General features: G+C 73.1%; 21 protein-coding genes and 1 pseudogene. 3 read left to right on the forward strand and 19 right to left on the reverse strand.

Annotated features, from left to right (window positions below):
- Positions 1-145: 145 nt before the first annotated feature.
- The 4 genes from ACZ61C_RS18325 to nadA all read right to left on the reverse strand — a co-directional run bounded on the left by ACZ61C_RS18325 (position 146) and on the right by nadA (position 4920).
- Entirely contained in the window at positions 146-1306 is a 1161-nt protein-coding gene (locus tag ACZ61C_RS18325) for a S8 family serine peptidase (protein ID WP_465308095.1), read from the reverse strand.
- Between the two features lie 70 nt (positions 1307-1376).
- Positions 1377-2270, reverse strand: coding sequence for a carboxylating nicotinate-nucleotide diphosphorylase (gene nadC, locus ACZ61C_RS18330; RefSeq protein ID WP_465308097.1), 894 nt, complete (start codon positions 2268-2270; stop codon positions 1377-1379).
- The gene (locus ACZ61C_RS18335; protein WP_465308099.1) at positions 2267-3910 is read right to left on the reverse strand and encodes an L-aspartate oxidase; all 1644 of its coding nucleotides are present in this window, start codon (positions 3908-3910) and stop codon (positions 2267-2269) included. The genes nadC and ACZ61C_RS18335 overlap by 4 nt, the downstream gene beginning before the upstream one ends.
- Positions 3907-4920 (reverse strand): quinolinate synthase NadA, encoded by a 1014-nt coding sequence (gene nadA, locus ACZ61C_RS18340; protein WP_465308101.1) that lies wholly within the window; start codon positions 4918-4920, stop codon positions 3907-3909. The genes ACZ61C_RS18335 and nadA overlap by 4 nt, the downstream gene beginning before the upstream one ends.
- 111 nt (positions 4921-5031) lie before the next feature.
- On the opposite strand from nadA, the gene ACZ61C_RS18345 reads away from it, so the two are divergent.
- Positions 5032-5664: an NUDIX hydrolase gene (locus tag ACZ61C_RS18345; protein ID WP_465308103.1), complete on the forward strand. Its 633-nt coding sequence runs from the start codon at positions 5032-5034 to the stop codon at positions 5662-5664.
- A 40-nt stretch (positions 5665-5704) separates the two neighbouring features.
- Positions 5705-6421, forward strand: coding sequence for an LON peptidase substrate-binding domain-containing protein (locus tag ACZ61C_RS18350; protein ID WP_465308105.1), 717 nt, complete (start codon positions 5705-5707; stop codon positions 6419-6421).
- Positions 6422-6429: 8 nt separating this feature from the next.
- Here ACZ61C_RS18350 and ACZ61C_RS18355 read toward each other — a convergent pair whose 3' ends face one another.
- The 11 genes and pseudogenes from ACZ61C_RS18355 to ACZ61C_RS18405 form a co-directional block, all read right to left on the reverse strand.
- Positions 6430-7458: a M48 family metallopeptidase gene (locus ACZ61C_RS18355; RefSeq protein ID WP_465308107.1), complete on the reverse strand. Its 1029-nt coding sequence runs from the start codon at positions 7456-7458 to the stop codon at positions 6430-6432.
- Between the two features lie 42 nt (positions 7459-7500).
- Positions 7501-8097: a DUF2567 domain-containing protein gene (locus ACZ61C_RS18360; RefSeq protein ID WP_465308109.1), complete on the reverse strand. Its 597-nt coding sequence runs from the start codon at positions 8095-8097 to the stop codon at positions 7501-7503.
- 72 nt (positions 8098-8169) lie between these two features.
- Entirely contained in the window at positions 8170-8376 is a 207-nt protein-coding gene (gene bsaP, locus ACZ61C_RS18365) for a biotin synthase auxiliary protein BsaP (protein WP_465308111.1), read from the reverse strand.
- Positions 8363-9376, reverse strand: coding sequence for a biotin synthase BioB (gene bioB / locus ACZ61C_RS18370; RefSeq protein ID WP_465308113.1), 1014 nt, complete (start codon positions 9374-9376; stop codon positions 8363-8365). Before bioB ends, bsaP begins: the two co-directional genes overlap by 14 nt.
- Before the next feature lie 73 nt (positions 9377-9449).
- The gene (gene bioD / locus ACZ61C_RS18375) at positions 9450-10169 is read right to left on the reverse strand and encodes a dethiobiotin synthase (RefSeq protein ID WP_465308290.1); all 720 of its coding nucleotides are present in this window, start codon (positions 10167-10169) and stop codon (positions 9450-9452) included.
- 479 nt (positions 10170-10648) lie between these two features.
- Complete coding sequence (locus ACZ61C_RS18380; protein ID WP_465308115.1) at positions 10649-12826, reverse strand: SulP family inorganic anion transporter; 2178 nt, start codon at positions 12824-12826, stop codon at positions 10649-10651.
- A gap of 268 nt (positions 12827-13094) precedes the next feature.
- Positions 13095-15327: pseudogene (locus tag ACZ61C_RS18385) on the reverse strand (bifunctional SulP family inorganic anion transporter/carbonic anhydrase).
- A gap of 218 nt (positions 15328-15545) precedes the next feature.
- Entirely contained in the window at positions 15546-16826 is a 1281-nt protein-coding gene (locus ACZ61C_RS18390) for an adenosylmethionine--8-amino-7-oxononanoate transaminase (RefSeq protein WP_465308117.1), read from the reverse strand.
- An 18-nt stretch (positions 16827-16844) separates the two neighbouring features.
- A complete protein-coding gene (locus tag ACZ61C_RS18395; protein ID WP_465308119.1) occupies positions 16845-17207 on the reverse strand; it encodes a carboxypeptidase-like regulatory domain-containing protein in 363 nt (120 codons plus the stop codon).
- Positions 17208-17408: 201 nt separating this feature from the next.
- Complete coding sequence (locus tag ACZ61C_RS18400; RefSeq protein ID WP_465308121.1) at positions 17409-18608, reverse strand: cytochrome P450 family protein; 1200 nt, start codon at positions 18606-18608, stop codon at positions 17409-17411.
- A gap of 21 nt (positions 18609-18629) precedes the next feature.
- On the reverse strand, positions 18630-19043 hold the full coding sequence (locus ACZ61C_RS18405) for an SRPBCC family protein (RefSeq protein WP_465308123.1): 414 nt from the start codon (positions 19041-19043) through the stop codon (positions 18630-18632).
- A 64-nt stretch (positions 19044-19107) separates the two neighbouring features.
- On the opposite strand from ACZ61C_RS18405, the gene ACZ61C_RS18410 reads away from it, so the two are divergent.
- On the forward strand, positions 19108-19731 hold the full coding sequence (locus ACZ61C_RS18410; RefSeq protein ID WP_465308124.1) for a nucleoside/nucleotide kinase family protein: 624 nt from the start codon (positions 19108-19110) through the stop codon (positions 19729-19731).
- On the opposite strand, the gene ACZ61C_RS18415 is transcribed toward ACZ61C_RS18410, so the two are convergent.
- The 4 genes from ACZ61C_RS18415 to ACZ61C_RS18430 form a co-directional block, all read right to left on the reverse strand.
- Positions 19728-20885, reverse strand: a complete 1158-nt coding sequence (locus ACZ61C_RS18415) for a glycosyltransferase family 4 protein (protein WP_465308126.1) — start codon at positions 20883-20885, stop codon at positions 19728-19730. The genes ACZ61C_RS18410 and ACZ61C_RS18415 overlap by 4 nt on opposite strands.
- Before the next feature lie 82 nt (positions 20886-20967).
- Positions 20968-22020: a C40 family peptidase gene (locus ACZ61C_RS18420; protein WP_465308128.1), complete on the reverse strand. Its 1053-nt coding sequence runs from the start codon at positions 22018-22020 to the stop codon at positions 20968-20970.
- A 423-nt stretch (positions 22021-22443) separates the two neighbouring features.
- A complete protein-coding gene (locus ACZ61C_RS18425) occupies positions 22444-22701 on the reverse strand; it encodes a hypothetical protein (protein ID WP_465308130.1) in 258 nt (85 codons plus the stop codon).
- Positions 22702-22769: 68 nt separating this feature from the next.
- Positions 22770-24173 carry an NYN domain-containing protein gene (locus ACZ61C_RS18430; protein WP_465308132.1) on the reverse strand — a complete coding sequence of 468 codons (1404 nt, stop codon included), beginning with the start codon at positions 24171-24173 and terminating at the stop codon, positions 22770-22772.
- Positions 24174-24199: the final 26 nt, after the last annotated feature.

Consider the following 24199-nt stretch of genomic DNA (forward strand, 5'->3'; position numbering starts at 1 on the left):
GATCACGCGTGTCGTCCGGTCCGGTACTCCGAACTCGCGTGATCAGAGACGTAACTCGCGTGATTGGGCGCGTATCTCGCGTGATTGAGCGCGTATCTCGCGTGATTGGAGGGGCATCACTCGTGATTGAAGGGACGACACGGGGTCAGGGGGTGAAGCGGGAGGGGCGCCAGTTGCGGCGGCGGGCTCGGCGGACCGCGGCGACCGTCAGGCCGGCGGCGGCCGCGAGAGCCACGCCGGCCAGCGCGATCGTGCCCGCCGCGATGTCTGACGGCGCGGGGGCCGGGGCTGCGGCCGGGACCACCGCGGGTCCCGCCGCCGGCGCGACGACCGAGCCCGGCGGGGCCGCGTCGGCCGGCAGGGTCGAGGACACCGCCGCGTAGGCGTCCAGGACTCCCCAGCCCAGACGCGGGTCGTGGCCGCCCGAAGCCGGGCGGTGCGCGGTGAGCGTGAGGCGCGTGAGGACCTGGTCGCCGGTGAGGTCCGGGTGGTACGCGCGGACCAGCGCCGCGACGCCGGCGACGTACGCCGCCGCCAGTCCCGGGTCGGTCACCGGGAAGCGGTGCGCGACCGCGCCGCCCGCGCCCGCCGACGTGCTGACCAGCTCCGCGCCCGGCGCGGCGATCCCGACGTGGTCCCCGGCTTCGGTCTGCACCGGCTCGCCCGCGGGGTTCACCGACCCGACGGCCAGCACTCCGGGCGTCGCCGTCGGGTACGTCCGAGCGCCCTGCTGCGTCGCCGACGCCGCCGAGACGACCACCGCGCCTGCCGACCGCGCCCGCGCGACCGCCCCGGACAGCGCCGGGTTGTCGAACGCCGCGGGCACCGCCACGAGGATGACGCCCGCCCGCCGGTCGAGCGCCGTGTCGATCGCGCCGGCCAGCGCGCCCGGGTCTCCGCCGTCCTTCGCCGAGCTGTCGGTGTACCGGATCGGCAGGAGACGCGCGCCCGGCGCGACACCGGCGAACGTCGTCGACGGATCCGGTTGCGCCGCGACGATCCCGGCCGCGATCGTGCCGCGGCCGTCGCAGTCGGAGGATTCCGTGCCGGCGCCGCCTTCGAGCTGCCCGGGCGCGAACTGGCCGTTGAGCCCGTCGACGCCGGTGCCGATGACGGCGACCAGCTGGCCGTCACCCCGGGTCAGCGGCCAGAGCCGCGCCGGGTCGACCAGGCGCTGCCCCCAGGGGACCGCGCCGGTGTAGGTGCCGGACGGGTTCGCGCACTGCGCTTCGGGCGCCGCGTCGGCCACTGCGGGCAAAGCGGCGAGCACGAGGCCCGCGACCGCCAGCGCTGCCGGAAACCGCACCCGATCCCTCCCGAAAGACGGTGGCGGGAAAGAACTTCCCACCACCGCCAGTCTAGCTCGGAAAGCCCGTTCAGCGAAGGTCCATGCCCAGATCCAACGCCGGCGAAGAATGCGTCAACCCGCCCACCGACAGATAGTCCACACCGGACTCCGCGTAGGCCCTACCACGGTCGAGGGTGAGCCCACCAGAGGATTCCAGCCGCGTCTTCGGGGAGACGTCGTCGCGGCGCGCCACCGCCTGCCGGCACTGCTCGGGCGTGAAGTTGTCCAGCAGCACCTCGTCGGCGGCCGCGGCCAGCGCCTCCTCCAGCTGGGAAAGCGTGTCGACCTCCACCTCGCACGGCAGCTCCGGCGCGTGCGCCCGGGCCGCGGCCAGCGCGGCCGTCACCGACCCCGCCGCGACGACGTGGTTGTCCTTGATCAGCACCGCGTCACCCAGCCCCAGCCGGTGGTTCACCCCGCCGCCGCAGCGGACGGCGTACTTCTGCAGCAGCCGCAGCCCCGGCAACGTCTTGCGGGAGTCCCGGATCGCGCAGCCGGTTCCGTCCACTTCGGACACCCAGGCGGCGGTCGCGGTGGCGACGCCGGAGAGGTGGCACAGCAGGTTCAGCGCCGTGCGCTCGGCGGTGAGCAGGCCGCGGACCGGCCCGCGCAGCACCAGCGCGGGCTCGCCCGCCACCAGCCGCTCGCCGTCCTCGCGCCCGGCCAGCACCTCGACGGAAGAGCCGAGGACCATGTCGAACACGGCCAGCGCGACCGGCAGCCCGGCCACCACCCCGTCGACGCGCGGGGTCAGCTCGGCCACCGCGGACGCGGAAGCGGGCACCGTCGACGCGGTGGTCGCGTCCGGCCCGTACCGCAGGTCTTCGCCCAGCGCCGTGGTGACCACGCGCCGCACGTCTTCGACGTCGAGACCGGACGCCGCGACCAGGCGCAGGACCGGTTCGGAGATCGGGAACGTCATGCCACGCCCTCCAAGGGGATCGGGTCGGCCAGCACCGGCTGGCCGGACGGGCTGAGCCGGATGAGCTGGCTGCGCCGCCAGGTCTCCGACGGCGCCGGGAAGTCGGTGCGCACGTGGCAGCCGCGCGACTCGGTGCGCCGGACGGCCGCGGCGAGCAACGCCTGCGCCACCACGGTCAGCGCCGCGTCCTCCACCGCCGCGTGCGTCCACAAGGGACTGTCCTGGACGGACAGGTCGAGCACGGAACCGGCGGCCGCCAAGCCATCGGCGTCCCGGCCGATCGCCGCGTACCGGCTCATCACCCGCTGCAGCGAGTCGCGGTCGGCGGCCGGCGCGCTCGTCCACGAAGGCAGCCGCCCCCGCGACGGGTCCGCCAGCAGCCCGGCGGCGAGGTCCGCCGCGACAGCCTCGGCGACGCGCTGCCCGACGACCAGGCCTTCGAGCAAACTGTTGGACGCCAGCCGGTTCGCGCCGTGCAGGCCGGTCCGCGCGACCTCGCCGGCCGCGTAGAGCCCGGGCACCGACGAGCGTCCGTCCACAGTGGTCACCACGCCGCCGCACGAGAAGTGCGCCGCCGGGGTCACCGGGATCGGGTCGCGGGCCGGGTCCAGCCCCAGCACCCCGCAGGCCGCGAAGACCGTCGGGAACCGCTGGGCGAACCCGGCGATCGACGTCGCGTCGAGGAAGACGTGGTCGTCGACACCACCCGGCGCCGTCCCCATCCGGCGGGTGATCGCCGCGGAGACGACGTCGCGCGGCGCGAGGTCGCCGAGCGGGTGCACCCCCGCCATGACCGAAGCGCCGGCGCCGTCGACGAGGGTCGCCCCCTCGCCGCGCACCGCCTCGGTGACCAGCGGGCAGCGGCCGCGCGCGCCCGGGGTGTAGAGCACGGTCGGGTGGAACTGGACGAACTCGACGTCCGCCACCGTCGCCCCGGCCCGCAGCGCGAGCGCGAGCCCGTCGCCGGTGGCGATCTCCGGGTTCGACGTCGCCTGGTAGAGCTGCCCGATCCCGCCGCTGGCCAGCAGCACGGCCGAAGCGCGGACGACGCCGAGAACGCCGCCCGGGTCGAGCACGGTGACCCCCGCGACCCGCCCGCCCGGGGTGCGCAGCGCGTCGACGGCGATGTGGTGCTCCAGCACCGGCACCCGCGCCTGCCCGGCCTGCGCGACCAGGGCGCGTTCGACCTCGGCGCCGGTGGCGTCGCCGCCCGCGTGGATGACGCGGAACGCGCTGTGCCCGCCCTCGCGGGCCCGGGCCAGCAGGCCGTCTCCGGCCGAGTCGAACCGCGCGCCGTCCGCGCGGAGCTGGGCGATCGCGGCCGGGCCGCCCTCGAGGATCGACCGGGCGGCCGCCTCGTCGACCAGCCCGGCGCCCGCGGTGAAGGTGTCCTCCGCGTGCTTGGCGACCGAGTCGTCGAGGTCGTGCTGGTCTTCCAGGACCACGGCGACGCCGCCCTGGGCCCAGCGGGTGTTGCCGTCCGCGACCGTCGCCTTGGTGACCACCAGGACGTGCAGCCCGAGGGCCTGCGCGCGCAGTGCCGCCGTCAGCCCGGCGACGCCACTGCCGACCACGACCAGGTCCGCACGGGCTTCCCAAACCGGGGTTTTCGCCCGTAAGTCATTAACCGAGGTGGTCATTCTCCGCCGCCCGGCTGCCCGATTTCGATCATCCGCTGCACCGACGCCTTCGCGCGGGCGGCGGTTTCGAGGTCGACGTGGACCTCGTCGAGGCCCTCGCGCAGGCACCGCAGCAGCGCCGCCGGCGTGATCATCTTCATGTACCGGCAGGACGCGCGGTCGTTCACCGCGCGGAAGTCGATGCCCGGCGCGGCCTTGCGCAGCTGGTGGATCATGCCGATCTCGGTGGCCACCAGGACGGTCTTGGCCTTCGTGTCGCGGGCCTCGTGGACCATGTCTCCGGTCGAGAGGATCTTGACCCGCTCCGGCGCCACGGCACCCTCGCCGGCCAGGTAGAGCGCCGACGTCGCGCACCCGCACTCGGGGTGGATGAACAGGTCCGCGTCCGGGTTCGAAGCCGCGCGTTCGGCGAGCTCGGCGCCGTTGATCCCGGCGTGGACGTGGCACTCCCCGGCCCAGATGTGCATGTTCTCCCGGCCGGTGACGCGCTTGACGTGCGCGCCCAGGAACTGGTCCGGCAGGAAGAGAACCTCCTGGTCAGCAGGAATGGAGGCGACGACGTCGACCGCGTTGGACGAGGTGCAGCAGATGTCGGTCTCGGCCTTCACCTCGGCCGTGGTGTTGACGTAGGAGACGACGACGGCGCCCGGGTGCTCGGCCTTCCAGGCCCGCAGCTCGGCGCCGGTGATCGAGTCGGCGAGCGAGCAGCCGGCCCGCGCGTCCGGGATCAGGACGGTCTTCTCCGGGGCCAGGATCTTCGCAGTCTCGGCCATGAAGTGCACACCGCAGAAGACGATGGTGGACGCGTCACTGCTCGCCGCGATGCGGCTGAGCGCGAGCGAGTCGCCGGTGTGGTCGGCGATGTCCTGGATCTCCGGGACCTGGTAGTTGTGCGCGAGCAGGACCGCGTCGCGCTCCTTCGCCAGGCGCCGCACCTCCTCCGCCCAGGCCGCGTTCGCCTCGACCCCGCCGAACGGGGTGAGACCTTCCGGAACCAACGTGGTGGTCATGTGGCCCTCCTGGACCGTTCGCGGGTTTTCGCCTTATAATCGAAAACCGTGCGAAGTCATCTTAACACCCAGACCCCCTTGGCCCACGAGGTTTTGGGAGCGGTCCTTCAAGTGCACTCGGACACACTCCGGGTGCTCCTGTGGCGCCGCGCGCTCGACCCGCACCTCGGCCGCTGGTCGCTGCCGGGCGGCCGGCTGCGGCCCGACGAGGACGTCGAGACGTCGATCCGCCGCCAGCTCGCCGAGAAGGTCGACGTCGGGCGGCTCAAGCACGTCGAGCAGCTCGCGGTCTTCAGCGACCCGCACCGCGTCCCCGGCCCGCGGGTGGTCGCGACGGCGTTCCTCGCCCTGGTCCCCTCCGACGTCGACCCGGAGGTGCCCGAGGACACCGAATGGCACGACGTCGCGAAGCTGCCTCGCACGGCGTTCGACCACGAGGCGATCGTGCTGCGAGCGCGCGACCGGCTGCGCGCGAAGCTCTCCTACACCAACGTCGGGTTCGCCCTGGCCCCCGACGAGTTCACGATTTCCGCGTTGCGCGGGCTTTATTCGGCGGCACTGGGCTACCGCGTCTCGGCGACCAACCTGCAGCGGGTGCTTTCCCGGCGCGGGCTGCTGGTTCCCACTGGTCACACGGCCGCGCCGGGCCGCGCGGGCGGGCGTCCGGCGGCCCTGTTCTCCTTCGCCGGCAAGGGCATGCAGATCACCGATCCGTTCGCGGTGTTCAAGCCGCCGAACCGGTGACCATCCTGCGCCGAACCGGTTCTCCCCTTACGGTTGACCCGTGACCGAGCCGGAACCGGAAAGCAGCGCGACGACGACGATCCTGCCGTTGTTCCCGTTGCAGACGGTGCTGCTCCCGGGCACCCGGCTCCCGCTGCACATCTTCGAACCGCGGTACCGGCAGCTGACGGCGGACCTCGTCAGCGGCACGGTGCCGGGCCGCGAGTTCGGCGTGGTCGCGCTGCGGTCGTCCCTCACGCGGGAGGTCCGTGGTCTGGACCAGCTGTACGACATCGGCTGCAGCACGATCCTGCGCGAGGCCCAACGCCTGCCGGACGGCCGTTTCGACGTCGTGACGCAGGCCCAGCGCCGCTTCCGGCTGACCGACCTCGACTGCGTCTCGGCGCCGTACCTGATCGCGTCGGTGGAGTGGGTCGACGACGACCCGGTGGCCCCGGCCGGCGACATGGCCGAGCGCCTGGCGACGGTCGCGCGCGGAGCGCACGAGCGCTACTGCGAAACGGCGTGGCGCAGCGACGACTGGACCGCCCCGGCGGCCGACACCGAGCTGGCGGAGCTGGCCTACCAGCTGGCCGCGGACTGCCTGCTGCCCCTGGAGGACCGCCAGCGCCTGCTCGAGGAGCGCCACCCGTTACGCCGGCTGCGCATCGCCTGCCGCCTGCTGACGCGCGAGGCGGGGTTCCTGAACACGCTCGGCGCGGTGCCGCTGCCGCCGAGCGAGCTCACGGACATGAGCCGCCCGGCCAGCCTGAACTGACCCCGCGGTCAGGCGCCCTCCCCCGAGCCGAACTTGTTCCACACCTTGCCCGCCGCGCCGGAAACCGCCTCGCCGACGTCGCTGAACACCTTCGTCAGCGGGTCGGCCGAGCTGTTCCACGAGTCCTTGTACGACTTGGCCGCCGACTTCAGGTCGTCCTTCCAGTCCGACGACGGGGTGTCGTCGTCGCGGCGCGGGTAGTCGCCCGCGAGGATCGCGCGGTACTCCTCCGACGCCGCCCAGCGCTGCAGCTGCGCCGCGCGGACCACCGCGAACGGGTGGGTCTCGGTCTCGACGAACTTGAGCTTGAGGAAGCTGTCGCGGATGTCCTCGACCGACTCGTACTCGGTCGCCTGCTGCAGGAACGACGGGATGTCGATGCGGGACGGGTCGACGCCGCCGGCGATCTGGATCTGCGCGCGCAGGGCCGCCGTCGGGTCCTGGCCGCAGAGCAGCCCGGCGCGGTCGCACGACAGCTCGGCCTTGCGGTACCACTCGCGCAGCGCCGCGATGACCGCGCGGATGCCGAGCGCGCTCACCGGCGTCCACGACATCGACAGCTGCAGGCCGATCAGGCGCACCATGATCGTGCGGTAGACCGTGTGCCCGGACAGCACGTGCCCCATCTCGTGCCCGATCGCGAACCGCAGCGACTCGTGGCTCATCAGCTCGACGAGCCCGGTGCTGACCCGGATGAACGGCTCGTCCATGCCGACCGCCGACGCCTGGATCCGCGGGTCCTGGTAGACGAACAGGTTCGGCACGGCGGGCAGGTCGAGCGTCTCGGCGCACTCGTGGCGCAGCCGGTCGAGCTCCGGGTACTGCTTCGGCCCGACGCGGATCGACGACGCGAGCGCCATCAGCCGCTCGCCCCGCTCGTTGTAGAAGCCCGAGACGGCCTTGACGACCTGGGCGAACCCGGGCACCGCCCGCAGCGTGGCGAGCGCGCCGCGGTCCACCGGGTGCTCGTAGGCGCGCGGGCTGATGCCCGGGAAACGGACGGCGTTGTGCCGCGAAGCCTCGATGTCTTCAGTCACTGAACCCCCTGTGTCGAGGGCACCCAGAGTAGGGGAAAACGCTCAGCCGAGGCGGCGGCCCAGGTCGTCACGCCCGTTCCAGGTGGTCAGCATGGTGTAGGTGACCGACACGCCGAGCGGTCCCGTGAGCAGCACCCACCACGACTCCAGCCGCGGCGCCAGCTCGATCACCGAGCCGAGCGCGGGCGCGCTGTCGATGGCGTAGTGGGCGTTCGCCCAGCCGACGCCGAGCAGCATGGCCAGCGCGCTCGCGAGCGCGACCCCGAGCACCGCGCCGAGGAACACGACCGGCCCGCGGCGCTCGCGCAGCAGCCACACGACCACCCCGACCACGATCCCGACGCCCAGCGTCAGGAAGCCGAAGACGGCGAGGTCGTCGAAACGGTGCCAGCTCTCCAGCTCCAGGGGGCCCTGGGTGCCGTCGGTGGCGATGATCCGGACGCGCTCGGGCGGCGCGATCCGCGACCAGACGAACGCGAGGGGGAAGCTGAGCAGGCTCAGCACGCCGAACACGCTCACGGCGGGCAGGATGTCGCCCTTGACGACGACCCGGGGCCACCGCTCCCGGACCAGCACGGGCACCGACCACGGGCCGGCCACGGCCGACGGCCGGTGCGCGGGCCCCGACGACTCACTCACCCGGACTCCCTCCTGCGCCGCGCTCCTGCGACACGGTGCGACCGAGGGTAACCGGTCGGTGCGTGACGAGCGTCAGCCGCTCGCCGTGTCGCCGTGCCTGCTGCACTTGGCCGTCCACCCGAGCGGGCTCACCTGGACGACGAGCCGCCGCGCGCAGAACGTGCAGTACCGCGGTGGCTCCAGCGCCGTCCTCGGGTTGTGGCACGCCGGGTGGTCCGCCCCGCCGGCCGACTGCTGTCCACAGTGGACACAGAACGCGGGTGCGTCAGAGGCTGTCACTGAGGGCCTTGATGGGCATCTTGAGCTCGTCGAGCATCTCGAGGTCCGCCGAAGCCGGGCGGCCCAGGTTGGTCAGGTAGTTGCCGACGATGATCGCGTTGATCCCGCCGAGCATGCCCTGCTCCGCGCCGAGGTCACCGAGGGTCAGCTCCCGGCCGCCGGCGAAGCGCAGCATCGTGCGCGGCATCGCGAGCCGGAACGCGGCGACCGTGCGCAGCGCGTCCTTGCCCTCGACGATTTCGTAGTGCTCGTACGGCGTGCCCGGCTGCGGGATGAGGAAGTTCATCGGCACCTCGTGCGGGCTCAGCTCGGCCAGCTGCACGGCGAACTCCGCACGCTGCTCGACCGTCTCCCCCATGCCGATGATGCCGCCGCAGCAGACCTCCATGCCCGCGTCGGCGACCATCCGCAGCGTGTCCCAGCGCTCTTCCCACGTGTGGGTGGTGACGACCGCCGGGAAGTGCGAACGCGCCGTCTCGAGGTTGTGGTTGTAGCGGTGCACGCCCATCTCGACGAGCTCGTCGACCTGCTCCTGGGTGAGCATGCCGAGCGAGCAGGCGATCTGGATGTCGTTGCCGTCCTCGCGGATGGCCTTCACGCCCTCGCGGACCTGCGAAAGCAGCCGCTGGTCCGGCCCGCGGACGGCGGCGACGATGCAGAACTCCGTCGCTCCGGTCTCGGCGGTCTGCCGGGCGGCCTTGACCAGGTTCGGGATGTCGAGCCACGCCGAGCGCACCGGCGTCGGGAAGCGGCCGGACTGCGAGCAGAAGTGGCAGTCCTCCGGGCACCCGCCGGTCTTGAGGCTGATGATGCCCTCGACCTCGACCTCGGGGCCGCACCAGCGCATCCGCACCTCGTGGGCGAGCGCGAGCAGGTCGGGCAGCCGGTCGTCGGGCAGCCGCAGCACCTCGAGGACCCCGGCTTCGCCCAGGCCGACGCCGTTTTCGAGGACCTGCTCGCGCGCGTAGGCGAGGACATCGGTGTCCGGGACTGCGGTCACGGCGGTCTCCTTGATCGTGGGGGCAGCGTCCCTCATCGTGCACGAAGGCGCAGCGAGGGGACAGCGACGCAGGTCACTTCTCGGCGGAAGCGCACCCTGCGAACAGTTCGGGGTCGAACTCGCCGCCGAACCACGGCGAGAGCCCGGCCCGCGCGGCGGCCAGGAAGTCCGCCGGGGAGGCGGCGCCGAGGCCCGCGGGCAGCACGCCCAGCAGCGGCGCCCCGGCCGCGACCGGCAGGTCTTCGAGGTTGGACAGCGCGGCGAGGTCCGGCTCGGCCGGCCAGGAGCCGATGATCACCCCGGCGACGGTCAGGCCGCGCTTGGTGGCGACCTCGGCGGTGAGGGCGGTGGCGTTGAGCGTCCCGAGCCCGGCCTCGGCCACGACGATCACCAGCGACCCGAGCGACCAGGCGACGTCGGCGAGGCTGGAGCCGGTCTCGTCGAAGCGCACGAGCAGGCCACCGGCGCCTTCGATGAGGGTGAGGTCGTGCGCGGTGTCGAGCTCGGACGCGGCTTGCGCGATCTCCCCGGGGTGCAGGGAGGGAAGCCCGCTCCGCCGCGCGGCGGCCTCCGGCGACAGCGGGTCGGGGTAGCGCCGCAGCTCGCGGGTGGTGACGTCGCCGCCGGCGAGGCGGAGGACGTCCTGCAGGTCACCGGCCTCATCGGGGCGAACGCCGGTCTGGGCGGGTTTCAGCACGGCGACCCGCTGCCCCCCGGCCACCGCGAGCGCCGCGATGGCCGCCGTGGTGATCGTCTTGCCGACCCCGGTCCCGGTCCCCGTCATCACCAGCATGGTCACGGACCATGAACATAGTGACTGGGTGCACGGCTCCGCACCGCGGGCACCGGGTGACCAGGTCGGCGGCGGATTCGAGCCGACCGGCGGTAGTGGATGGTTGACGACGGGACCGCGTGGGGCGCCGGAACGCCCGCGGTCCTCGCCGCCGGTTCGGCGCAGCGGCCACCCGGCGGCACTAGGCGCGCCGGGGCCGACCGGCGGGACCATGAACCGGCACCACCACCGCAGGCCCGACCCACCCACGCCGGACAACAGCGCACGGGCCGACCGGCGGGACCGCGCCGCCACCGCTTCGGCCCGGCCGCGAGGCCCGCCGCGGCCACGCTGGACAACAGCGCACGGGCCGACCGGCGGGGACCGCGAACCGCACGCCCGTCACCACCGCGGACCGGGCCCAACCACGCCGGGCAGCAGCGCCCAGGCCGACCGGCGAGACCGCGCGGGCCACCAAAGCACCCGCGCGGCCCCCGACGTCAAGCCCCCGGAGCCACCGCCGCGGCCCCAGCGGGCCGGAAGGTGCGCTCCGCCGCGTCGAACAGGTACACCTGCGCCGTCCCGACCGCGAAGTACATTCCGGTCAGCTGCAACCTTCCTTCCCCCTCGGCCGCCGCCACCGAGGGGTAGTCGCGCAGGTGCTCCAGCTGCTGGAGCACGTTGTGCAGCGCAAGACGGTCGCCTTCGCGATCCGGGACCTTCCCGTCCAGCGTGGCCGAGCCGAGGCGGTGGGCGCTCGGCTCCGCGTGGCGCAGCCACACCGACAGCGGGCCCGGGGGCGGCCCGTCGGCGAGCGCCGCCATCGCGCCGCAGCCGGAGTGGCCGCACACCACGATCTCCTCCACCCCGAGGACCCCGACCGCGTACTCCACCGACGCGTTCATCGACGGGTCCGCCTGGCCGGCCGGCACCAGGTTGCCGATGTTGCGGATCGTGAACAGGTCACCCGGCCCGCTCGTGGTGATCAGGTTCGGCACGATGCGGGAGTCGCCGCAGGTGATGAACAGCGTGCGCGGGCGCTGGCCGTCGGCGAGGCCGGACAGCGTGTCGCGCAGCAGGGGCGCCGCGCGACGGTGGAACTCCGTCGCGCCGCGGCGGGTCTGCTGGGCGGGAATCCCTTCCACCGCCTGCCATTCCGACCACGGCGCGAGCCAGCGCGGCACGGCCCGGCTCGCCGCCAGCCGGGACCGCGTCGGGCGGCCCGCCTTGCCTTCGCCGAACCACGGGTGGCCGACCTCGTCGACGTCCACCGTGCCGCCGGCGCGTTCGTGCGCCTGCTGCCACGTCGTGAGGCTTTCGAACGCGGCGTGGTCGAGGTAGTCGACGACCAGCTCCAGCCGCACCGGCACCCCCGCGGGGATGGCGCCGAGGACCTTCGACAGCCGTGGCACCGACAGGAACGTCAGGACGCCTTCGACGACAACGCGCCAGTTGCCGCCTTCGGTCTCGACGTGGATGCCCGACCACAACGTGCGGCGCAACATCAGCACCAGCGCCAGCCCGATGCCCGCGAGCACGCCGGTGAGCAGGTCGAACACCACGACACCGGCGAGCGTGAGCAGGTAGACGGGCAGGTCGCCGTGGGCGAGCACCTGCTTCATGTGCCCGGGGTTGACCAGCTTCGCGCCGACGTGCACCAGCAGCCCGGCCAGCGCGGCCAGCGGGATATCCTGGATCACCCCGGCGAGCAGGACGACGAACACCAGCACCCAGACGCCGTGCAGCACCGCTGAAAGCCGGGTCTGGGCCCCGGCCGCGACGTTCGTGGAGCTGCGGACGATGACGCCGGTGACCGGCAGCCCGCCCAGGGCGCCGGAGACCATGTTGGCCGCGCCCTGGCCGACCAGCTCGCGGTCGAGGTTGGCGCGCGGGCCGGTGTGCATCTTGTCGACGGCGACCGCCGAGAGCAGGCTTTCGACGCTGGCGATCAGGGCGATGGTGACGACGGCGAGCGCGAACCCGCCCCAGCCGCCGTCGGGCAGCTGCGGGACCAGGTGGACGTTCAGCAGGTCACCGGGCAGTTCCACGCGCGGCAGCGTCATCCCGAACACCAGCGACACGACCGTGGCCAGCGCGATCGCGGCCAGCGGGCCCGGCACCTTGCGGACCGCCGCCGGCAGCCTCGGCCAGACCAGCAGGATCACGATGGTGAGCAGGCCGATGACGGTGGCGGAGTCGTGGTGGGCGACGATCTGGCCGGGCAGCTCGGCGACGTTCTCCACCGCCGAGCTCTGGGCCTTGCCGCCGAGGATGACGTGCAGCTGGCCGAGCACGATCGTGACGCCGATGCCGGCGAGCATGCCGTGCACGATCGCCGGCGAGATGGCCAGCGCGGCGCGCGCGATGCGGCTCAGGCCGAGCAGGATCTGGCAGGCGCCGGCGGCGACGGTGATCGCGCAGGTGACGACCCAGCCGAACGTCTGGATGGTTTCGGCCATGACGACGGTCAGGCCGGCGGCGGGCCCGCTCACCTGGAGCGCGGAGCCGCCGAGCGCGCCGGCGACGACACCGCCGACGACGGCGGCCACCAGGCCGGCGGCGACCGGCGCGCCCGAGGCGAGGGCGATGCCGAGGGACAGGGGGACAGCTACGAGGAAGACGACCAGTGAGGCCGGCAGGTCGTGGCGGAGCACGGCGAGGGGTCTCATGATCACCATGCAACCGGAAATCGTGTGAAATGTCCGCTATGCACCACCCGATCGAGTGAACAACTGGCCATATTTAGCACTAATGCCACAAATCGGACGGGTTGTTAACGTCCCGTTCACAAGATCAAGTACCTGTCACGCGATAGTTGAATCCCGTACCACCAAAGGGGTTCACTCACCGAGGCAAGCGCCCCAATGTGGCCTTGGGTGCGTTGAACGCACCCAATGTGGCCTTCGGTGCGTCTGACGCACCGAAGGCCACATTGGGGCGCTCCGGTCAGTGCTCCAGCGCGCCGGCCGGGACGAACCCGCGGCCCGCATCGTCCAAAAGGGACACTTGCGCGGCGCCGACGTCGAAGTACATCCCGGTGAGCCGGAGGCCGCCGCGCGCCAGGGCCGCGGCGACCACCGGGTAGCCGCGCAGGGTTTCCAGCTGCTGCACCACGTTCTGCAGCGCGAGCTGGTCGGCCTCCGCGGCCGGCCGGTCACCGCCGAGCAGCAACGGCGCTTCGCGGGCCCGGCGCCGCACCGTCGCCTCACCGTGCCGCAGCCAGCTGCCGAGCTGCTCCAGCCCGTCCGGCGCCCGGCCGAGCAGCGCCTTCATCGCACCGCAGCCGGAATGCCCGCACACCACGATCTCGGCGACCCCGAGCACCCCGACGGCGTACTCGATCGCCGCGCCGACCGACGAGTCGTCGCCGTCGGCCGGCGGCACGAGGTTGCCGATGTTCCGCACCGTGAACAGGTCCCCCGGCCCGCTGGTGGTGATCAGGTTGGGCACGATCCGCGCGTCGCCGCAGGTGATGAACAGCGTGTGCGGCTGCTGCCCGTGCGCCAGCCCGCTCCACGTGTCCCGCAGCAGCGGCGCGGTGCGGCGCTGGAACTCCGAAGCGCCGCGGCACAGCAGCGAGCTAGCCGTGCGCTGGGCGGGCAGCACCACGTGCTCGGCCTGCCACTGCGACCACGGCGCGAGCCACCGCGGCACCACCCGCGCGGCCACGCTGCGGCGGACGGTCGGCGCGCTCGAGCCGCCGCGCTCGTACCAGGGGGTGCCCGATCTCGTCGACCGTCACCGGCCCGGCGTGTGCCTGCTGCCAGCCGCGCAGGCAGTCGAACGCGGCGTGGTCGAGGTAGTCGACGAGCAGCTCGAGCCGGACGTCGGCGTGCGGGGGCACGTCGGCGAGCACACGGGTCAGCCGCGGCACGGACAGGAACGTCAGCGCGCCTTCGATGACGACGCGGTGGCGGTCGCCGTCTCGTTCGATGTGAATCCCGGAGAAGATCATCCGCCGCAGCATCAGCGCGAGCGCCAGCAGGATCCCCGCGGCGACACCGGTGAGCAGGTTGACGGCGACCGCGCCGGCCAGCGTGACGACGTACACGGGCAGGTCACCGTGGCGGCGGACCTCCTTGAGCCCGTGGAGGTTCACGAGCTTCGCCCCGACGTACACCAGCAACGCGGCCAGCGCGGCGAGCGGGATCAGCCGCAGCACGCCGGTGAGCAGCAGGCACGCGACGAGGATCCAGACGCAGTGCAGGATCGCCGACATCCGGGTGCGCGCGCCCGCCTCGTAGTTGGTCATGCTGCGCACGATGACGCCGGTGACCGGGAACCCGCCGAGCGCGCCGGCGGCGACGTTCGCCGCGCCCTGGCCGATCAGCTCGCGGTCGAGGTCGGTGCGCGGGCCGCCGCGGAGCTTGTCCACCGAGACCGCCGAAAGCAGGCTCTCCAGGCCGGCGATCAGCGCGATGGTGAGCGCGGCGGCGGCGAACCCGGCCCAGCCGCCGTCCGGCAGCCGCGGGACGACGTGCAGGGCCGGCAGCCCGGCGGGGAGGTCGACCCGCGGCAGGGTCAGGCCGGCCGCGACGGCCAGGCCGGTGCCGAGCGCGACCGCGGCCAGCGGCGCGGGCACCCGGCGGACGACACGCGGAAGCCGTGGCCACACCAGCAGCACCGCGAGGGTCACGACGCCGACGAGCACCGCCTGGTCGTGGTGCGCGGCGATCTGCCGGGGCAGTGCGAGGACGTTGGCCAGCGCGGAGCCCTGCGCCGACCCGCCGAGCACGACGTGGAGCTGGCCGAGCACCAGCGTCACGCCGATGCCCGCGAGCAGGCCGTGCACGATCGCGGGGGACACCGCGAGCGCGGCGCGGGCGAGGCGGGTGAGCCCGAAGAGGATCTGGAGCAGGCCGGCGGCGACCGTGATCGCGCAGGTGACCGGCCAGCCGTGGGTGGCGATCGTGTCGGCCAGCACCACGGTGAGGGCGGCGGACGGCCCGCTGACCTGCAGCGGCGATCCGCCGAAGAGACTCGCGACCAGCCCGCCGACGACGGCGGAGATCAGGCCCGAGAGCAACGGCGCCCCGGCGGCGAAGGCCACGCCGAGGGACAGGGGGACGGCGACGAGGAAGACGACCACGGAGGCCGGGAGGTCGTGCTTGAGGTTCTCCAGGAGGTTCGAGGGCTTCGGCGGTCCGGTGTCGTGTTCACCACGAACGATCTCGATCATGGGGGCAGGATCGCCGAAACGCCGCAAAAAGTCCGCTACGCAAGCATTTCTCGCGTTTGCCGCGGTACGGATCGGTGGGGACCGGCGGGCATTTCAGGTGAAAGCCGCGCGACGCGGCTCCGCCTATCGCGTGGTGTGGATCTTGCTCCGGCACGGACAGCGACGATGAGGGACCTTCGGGTCTCGCTGTGCCCGTGGTCACACCCGATGTGCTGAATTCACGCCTTTTCCGCCACGGCAAGCATCGCGCGGGTGATCACCACGAGGTCGTCGTCGGTCGCGACGTACGGCGGCATCGTGTAGACGAGGTCGCGGAACGGGCGCAGCCACGCGCCGTGCTCCGTGACGACCTCCGTCGCCACCGCCATGTCCACCGGGTGGTCGAGCTGCAGGACGCCGATCCCGCCGAGCACCCGGACGTCGGCCACCGGACCCAGGTCGCGCGCCGGCGCGAGGCCGTCCAGCAGGGCCTTCTCGATGCGCGTGACGTCGTGTTGCCAGCTGCCGTCGGCGAGCAGGCCCAGCGACGCGTTGGCGATCGCCGAGGCGAGCGGGTTGCCCATGAACGTCGGGCCGTGCGCGAGCACCGGCAGCTCCCCGCGGGAGATCCCGGCCGCGACCTCCGGGGTGCACAGCGTCGCGGCCATGCTCAGGTAGCCGCCGGTGAGGGCCTTGCCGAGGCAGAGCACGTCCGGCGTGACGCCCGCGTGCTCCGCGGCGAACAGCGCGCCGGTGCGGCCGAACCCGGTGGCGATCTCGTCGAAGATCAGCAGCACGCCGTGCGCCTCGGTCAGCTCCCGCAGCGCGCGCAGGTACGCCGGGTGGTGGAAGCGCATGCCGCCGGCGCCCTGCACGACCGGCTCGACGATCACCGCGGCCAGCTCCCCGGCGTGCCGGGCGATCGCCTCGGCGAGAGTGTCCACATAGGACGGATCCGGCGGCGTGTCGAAGCCGGCCGGCGGCATCGGCACGAAAACCTGCTCCGGCAGCACACCGCGCCACAGCGAGTGCATGCCGCCCTCGGGGTCGCACACGCTCATCGGCGTGAACGTGTCGCCGTGGTAACCGCCGCGCCAGGTCAGCAGCCGACGCTTCTCCGGCAGCCCGCGGGAACGCTGGTACTGCAGGCACATCTTCGCGGCGACCTCGACCGACACCGAGCCGGAGTCGCAGAGGAACACGTGCTCCAGCCCGTCCGGGGTCAGGTCGACGAGCGTCTTCGCCAGCGTGATCGCCGGTTCGTGGGTCAGGCCACCGAACATGACGTGGCTCATCCGGCCGGCCTGGGCGGTGAGCGCGGCGTCGAGGACCGGGTGCCGGTACCCGTGGATCGCCGACCACCACGACGACATCCCGTCGACCAGCTCCCGGCCGTCGGCGAGCTTCAGCCGCACCCCGCTCGCCTCGGTCACCAGCAGCGAAGGCACCTTCGCCGGCATCGGCGCGTAGGGGTGCCACACGTGCTGGGCGTCGAGCGCGAGGAGGTCGGCGGAGTCCATCCGCCGACCCTAACCCGCTCAGACCGGCTGTCTCGTGAACACCCAGCCGTTCTGGTTCATGGCCTCCGAAGCCACGTACACCTTCCGGTCCCCCACCAGCACCCACGGGCCGGCCACCGACAGCCGGTAGCGGCCGGTGGGCCCGGCGATCGTGAGGGTCCCGCCGGCGCCGGTCGTCGCGGTGAGCGCCCGGCCGGTGTCGATGTCGGTGGCCGTCACGGGCTCCCCGGCCAGGCCTTCGCCGGTCTCGGTGACGATCCGGCCGGAGCTGGTGCCGTCCAGGCCGGGGATCTTCGCGGTGTCCCGCGCGGTGGGCGTGCCGTCGAGGTAGGCCTCGTCGCGGGTGAAGTCGCAGATCTGCTCGAGGACGCCCCCGGCCACGTAGGCGGTCTCGCCGGCGTTCGTGACCGCGTACTCGACGGTGACCCGGTCCCCGGCAGGAACTGCCCGCCTTCGACGACGGCGGTGCCCCGGAAGTCGTAGCCGGCCGCCGTCGCCGGGACCGCGATGCCCACGACCGCCAGGAGCACAGCGGCCAGGACCGGTCAACGGAGCCTCCCGGCCGCTACCGGGTGAGGCACGTCACAGCCGGACGGGCAGCGCCTCCAGTCCGTGCACCAGCGAGCTCTTCCGGTAGACCAGCTCGTCCGGTTTCGCGTCCAGCGCCAGGCCCGGGAACCGGGCCAGCAGCCCGCCCAGCGCGATCTCCGCCTCCAGCCGGGCCAGCGGCGCGCCGACGCAGTAGTGGATGCCGTGCCCGAAGGCCAGGTGCCCGCCCGCCGCGCGCGTGATGTCCAGGCGATCCGGCTCCGGGTAGCGCTCGGCGTCCCGGTTCGCGCCCAGCAGCGAGACGAGCACGAACTCGCCTTCCGGGATCGTCAGGCCGCCGACCTCGACCGGCTCGGCCGTGAACCGCAGCGTGGCCAGGTGGATCGGGCCGTCGAAGCGGAGGAGCTCCTCGACGGCGTTGGGCAGCAGCGCCGGCTCGGCGCGCAGCCGGGCCAGCTGCTCCGGCTCGCGCAGCAGCGCGAGCACGCCGTTGGCGATCAGGTTGACCGTGGTCTCGTGGCCGGCGACCAGCAGCAGGAACGCCATCGAGACCAGCTCCGGCTCGGACAGCGAGTCACCGTCGTCGGTCGCGTGCACCAGGTCCGACAGCAGGTCGCCGGCCGGCTCGGCGCGCTTCTGCGCGATGAGGTCCGTGAGGTAGGCGAACATGCTCTGCGCCGCGTGCTGCGCGTCCTGTGGCGTGGACGAGCTCAGAAGCGTCTTCGACCAGGCCGAGAAGTCGTTCCGGTCCTCCGCGCGCACGCCCAGCAGTTCGCAGATCACCGTGATCGGCAACGGCGCGGCGAACGAGGGCAGCAGGTCGGCCCGCTCCCGCCCGGCCAGCCCGTCGAGCAGCTGCGCGGTGATCTCTTCGACCCGCGGCCGCAGCCGGGCGACGGTGCGCGCCGTGAACGCCTTGTTCACCAGCTTGCGCAGCCGCGTGTGGTCCGGCGGGTCGGAGTTGAGCATGTGGGCGCTGAGGTCCGACGCCAGCCCGCCCTGCTCCAGCTCGCCGGGCGGCAGCTTGGCCAAGAACAGCTCGCGGGCCCGCGCGCTGTTCTTCTGCAGCCGGGGATCCGCGAGCAGGGCCCGCGCCTGCGCGAAGTCCGTGACGATGAAGCAGTCCAGGCCGCGGGGCATCCGGGCCCGGCGCACCGGGCCGCCCGCGCGCAGCAGCTCCGCGAACAAGTGCGCGTCCTGTGCGAAGTCCTCCGCGATTTCGAAGCTCGTCATCCCGCCCCCATGAAGTCCGCCTCAGCGCTCGGCGAGTGCCGCCACCACGCGCTCGGTCACGTCCTGCCAGTATGCCCGTTGTTCCTCGCGCTCTTCCGCGTCCGCAAGCCATTCCTGGTGGAAGACGAGCTTGGTCTTGACGCCCGACGCGCTCAGCCGCACCTGCACGGTCGAGTCGTGGTCCCAGTCGCTCGGCCGCCAGGTGAGCCGCACCCGGTCACCCTCGACGAAGCTGCGGATCTCGCCGACCGTGCCGTTCGCCGTCTCGTACTCCGCGCCCTTCTCCCGCGGCAGCTCGACCCCGGGACCGAGCCAGATCGCGACCCCCTCGCGGCTGACCAGGAAGTCCCAGACGTCCGCGCCCGGGTACGGCACGGTGCGTGAAACGCCTATCTCCCAACCGACATCGGCCGTCTTCCCCACTGAAGAAGTCATGCCGCCATCCTCCCACCGGGGTACGACGGAAACCGTCCCCGGTCCGGGTGCAGGATCGGGAACCGTGCGCTACCGCCCGATCTCCCCCGCCGTCCTGGCCGAAGAACTGACCGAACGCGTCGACGCGCTCACCGGGCGGCGCCGGATCGCGGTCGCCGTCGACGGCGCGGCGGGTGCGACGGAAACCACAGAGCTCGCGAACGCCCTGGTCGACCCGCTGCGCCTGCGCGGCCACGCGACCCTGCGGGTCTCCGCCGGCGACTTCCTGCGCCCCGCGTCCCTGCGTTTCGAGCACGGCCGCACCAACCCCGACGCCCGCTACACCGACTGGCTCGACCTCGGCGCCCTCCGCCGCGAAGTGCTCGAACCGCTGGCCGACGGCGGTTCCGGCGAGGTCCTGCCCTCGCTGTGGGACGCCGGGCGCGACCGCGCGACCCGGGCCGAGCGCGTGCCGGTCCCCGAAGGCGGCGTCGTGCTCCTCGACGGTGAGCTGCTGCTGGGCGCCGGCCTGGCCTTCGACCTGGCCGTGCACCTGTGGCTCTCCCCCGCCGCCCTGCGCCGCCGCGTGCCGGACGCCTGGGCGCTCCCGGCGTACGAGCGCTACGAGGAGGAGGTGGACCCGAGCTCGCTCGCCGACGTCGTCGTCCGCGTCGACGATCCGCGGCACCCGGCGCTGTACACGCCTTAGCGGACGACGGCCACCGGGTCGCCGTCCAGCAGCCCGGACAGCCGCCCGGCCATGACGTCCCACCGCCAGTTCGCGGTCACCCACTCCCGGCCCGCCGCGCCCATCCGGCGCGCGCGCACCGGGTCCGCGAGCAGGCTCGCGACGGTTTCGCCGAGCTGGCCGACGTCCCGGCCCTCGACCACGTGCCCGGTGACCTCGTCGAGCACCGCCTCGGGCGCGCCGCCGGAGTTGCCCGCCACCACCGGCAGGCCGGTCGCCGAGGCCTCCAGGTAGACGATGCCGAGCCCCTCGACGTCGAGGCCCTTGCCACGGGTGCGGGCCGGCATCGCGAAGACGTCCCCCGCGGCGTAGTGCGCCGGCAGCTCGGCCCACGGGACCGATCCGGTGAGCACGACGTCGCGCTCCAGGCCCAGCTCGGTGACCAGCCCGGCGAGCGTCTTGCGGTACGGGCCGCCGCCGACGATGAGCAGCGCCGCGTCCGGGACCCGGCGGCGGATGGCCGGCAGCGCCCGGATCAGCTGGTCCTGACCCTTGCGCGGGACCAGCCGGGACACGCACACGACGGTCGGGCGGTCCCCGAGGCCGTGGCGGGCGCGGATCTCCGCGCGGCCGGCGGGGTCCGGTTTGTACATCTCGGGGTCCACTCCGGACGGCAGCAGCTCCAGGCCCGCCATCGGGCCGAACGCGGCGGCGAACCGGCCGCGGGTGTAGCGGCTGACGTAGGTGACCACGTCCACGGTGTCGCCGATGCGCCGCAAGGCCTGGCGCGAGCCCGGGAGCATCGACCAGCCGACTTCGTGGCCGTGCGTGGACGCCACGACGCGGCGCGCGCCCGCCTGGCGCAAGGAGTGCCCCAGCAGCGCCAGCGGCGCGGCAGCGCCGAACCAGACGGCTTCGCAGTCCCGCGCGCGCATGATCTGCTTCGCCCGGCGAAGCACGTCCGGCGTCGGCAGCATCAGCGACGTCGGGTGCCGGACGACCTCGAACGGCGCCTCGGCGTCGAACTCCTCGTGCGACCCCGTCCGCGACTCCCACGACGGCGCGTAGACGACCAGGTCGTCCGCCGGCAGCCGGGTGGCGAGGGAGTTCAGGTAGTTCTGGATCCCCCCGGGCCGCGGCGGGAAGTCGTTGGTCACGAGGAGGGTCTTGAGCACGCCCCAGAGGCTAGCTGCCCCCACCAACGCCGCAGGGGCGGCACCGCGTGTGCGGTGCCGCCCCTGCGAAACGCTGCGAGGGTCACGAAGTCGGGCGACGTGCTCCCGCGTACTGGCTCTGCAGCGGCGAAATCTTCACGACGTCACCGGTGTCGGGCGCGTGCACCATCTTGCCGTTGCCGACGTACATGCCGACGTGCGAAACGGGCGAGTAGTAGAACACGAGGTCGCCCGGCTGCAGCTGGTCCCGCGGCACCGCGGCGCCGAAGGTGGACTGCTCGCGGCTCGACCGCGGCAGGGTGAGCCCGGCCTGCTTGTAGGCCCACAGCATCAGGCCCGAGCAGTCGAACGAGCTGGGCCCGGTGTCGCCCCAGCCGTACGGGCTGCCGAGCTTGCTCAGCGCCGCGTCGAGGGCCTTCTGGGCGGCCGCGGTGGGAGCCGCGAGCCCGGGAGGAGCCGAGCCGGTGTCGCGCTGCGACGCCTTGTCGAGGGCGCTCAGGCTCTTGTTGGCCGCCTTGAGCTGGTCGATCTGGTCGTTGAGCGTCTTCTGCTTGGCCTTGATGTCTTCGGTCAGCTTCGCCGCCGCGTCACGGGCGTCGGTCGCCCGCTTCGCCGCGTCGGTGGCCTTGTTCGTGGCATCGGTGGCCTGGCGGACGGCGCCGGTGAGGTTGCCCATCGCGCCGTTCTTCTCGGTCGCGATGACCTCGAGCGCCGAAGAGCGGTCCAGGAAGTCCTGCGTGGACGTGCCGGCCAGCAGGGCCGAGAGCTTGTTCAGCTGGACGCCGCTGGTGAACGACGCGCCGGCGAACTTGTCGACCTCGGTCTGGTACTTCTTCTGGTTCTCACTCGCCTGGGTGGCCAGGCCCTTCGCCGCGTTGACGTCGTTGGTGGCCTTGTCGAGCTCACCCTGCTTGGCCTTCAGGTCGTCCTGGGCCTTGAGCAGGTCTTCGTTGAGCTTCTCGGCCTGCGCCGCGAGGTCGCGGTACTGGGCAAGGGCGTCCGAGCCGGTGGGCGGGGCCTGGAGGACGGGGACTGGGGCGGCGGTGGCCGTCGGCTGGGCGAGGGTGACGAGGGTGATCACCGAAGCCGCCGCGAGGGCACCTGACACCACGCGCCTGACTGGATGCGACTGCACGGTCGCGCGGGTCTCCTTTGCGTCTCGGCCGCCGTCGGGGACCGGGGCTCGAAGAGGTCGGGGGTTCCTCTTCGCCGCTTGTCCCGCCGACCGCACGCGTTCTCCCGCAACAGGTGAAGCGCGCGATGGGTGGTTCCGGTTCCCAGCTTCCCGACAAAGCTGAGTCCGGCGGCGATCTCGCGTCGCCGCCTGGTTCGACGGCCGGGGGCCACGAGATCTCGGACAGGTTACGAAAAGACCGCCACCGCGTCCACCACCCCCCGGCCAAAAACTCTGCGTAGCGCCCCGAAACACCATCGGACCAGCGAGGGAGAAATGCTGTGACGGGCGTTACACGCTGGGGTTTCTCCGGAGGCCGTTTCGACTACCTACCGTTCACCCGATCCGATCGACCATTCGGCGCGCCGACACGAAACGGGCGTGTCAGGCGGTCCAGCCGACCGGTCCCTCGACCAGGCGCAGCCGCGGCACCATCCCCGCCTCGGCCAGCGCGTCCACGGCGCGGCGCTCGTCGGCGTCCCACACGACGGCGGGCGGCGCGCCGAGCAGCACGCTCACGACGCAGTCGTGGCAGGAGATGCCGCGCACGACGCAGCGGTCGCAGTCGACCACGACGTTCTCGATGTCGGAAACCGAAATGTGCGAGACGTCCACTTCGGACAGCTCGGGGGTGTCGGCCATGTGGTCCTCCTCACGTCGGAACTGCGTCGGGGAGGACGGTAGGCGCCACCACCGACAGTTTCCGGCGGTCAGACCCGGCTGAGGCGGTTGACCAGCACCGCGGACGGCGTCGGGTGGGCCCCGCCGCCGCGGACCGAGTCCGCCACGGCACGGTCCGAAGTGGCCACCACCATGGGCCGGCCGGCGGGCTCGGCCGCGACGAGGTTGCGGATCACGTCGTCGGCGAGGACCCCGCGGTCGGAGAACAGCACCCGCACGCCGCGGGGCACCGAAGCCGGGACCGAAAGCACACCCGCGCCGTCGAAGACCACCGTCACCTCGGCCGAGGTGCGGGCGGCCAGCGCGGACAGCTGGTGGATCAGCCGGTCGCGCTGGTCGGCCAGCGCGAGCTCGGGGTAGCCGGTCTTCGTGACGTTGTAGCCGTCGACGATCAGGTGCACGTTGGGCAGCGCGAGGTAACGGTCCAGGGTGGACACGTCGGCGATCTTGCCGCCCTGGCCGGTGCCGGCGCTGGCGCCGCGGACCATGTCCGCCGGCCGGGCTCCACGGGCGCCGAGCGCGAGCTCGCGGCGAAGGCCGGTGACCGCGCCGTCGATCGTGTCGACCAGCAGGGCGAGGCGGACTTCGTCGGCTTCGCGGGCTTCGCGGGCGGACTGCCGGGCGATCTCGGCGTCGGCGACGGCGCGTTCGGCGCGGGCGCGTTCGTTCGCGACACGCTGGCGTTCGCGGCCGAGCTGCGCGGTGAGGGCCGCGATTTCCTCGACGTGGGCGGCGCTGCCGCGGTCGGCCTCGGTGGCGGCCGCCTGGGCCGCGTCCTTGGCCTGGCGGAGCTGGACGCCCTGTTCGCGGAGTCGCTTCAAAAGTTTATCGACTTCACCTTCGCGCTCGCCCCGCGCGCTCTCGGCGACCTGCTTGGCCTCGGTGAGCTCGGCGCGGACCTGGGCGAGCTCGGCTTCGAGGCGCTGGGTGCGGGCGAGCGCGGCGTCACGCTCGGCGCGCAGCGCGTTCTCCTCGGCGTTCTTCGCGACCAGCCGGACGCGCCCGGCGGCGCCGGACTCCCCGAGCAGGACTGCGGCGGCCGCGGCGGCGACGGAGTCACCGGCGTTCGGGTCGAGGGCGTCCGTGCGGTGCTCGCGCAGCCACTCGATCACGGCGGTCCGGAACTGCGAAGACTCGCCGAGCGAGGTGAGCAGGGCGCCGCCGCCGAGCTTGGCCCGCTTGGCCGGGGCGAACTTGGCGACCGGCCGCAGCTGGCGCGGGACGTCGGTGGCGGGCAGCTTCGCGACGGCGGCCGCGGCCAGCTCGGCGATGCGGTCGCGGACGGGTTCGGGCAGGGCCGGCCAGGTGGCGGGCTCGGGGTGCCCGCCCTCGCCGTCGAGGACCGGGCCCTCGGCCGGCTCCGGGCGCGGCGCGACACCCGAGGGACCCACGGGGTCCCCGGGCGGCTCCGGCACGAGCGGCTGCGGGTGCATTGGTCCAGGGTAGGCCCCGCCCCCGC

Source organism: Amycolatopsis sp. NPDC104587 (assembly GCF_055583645.1).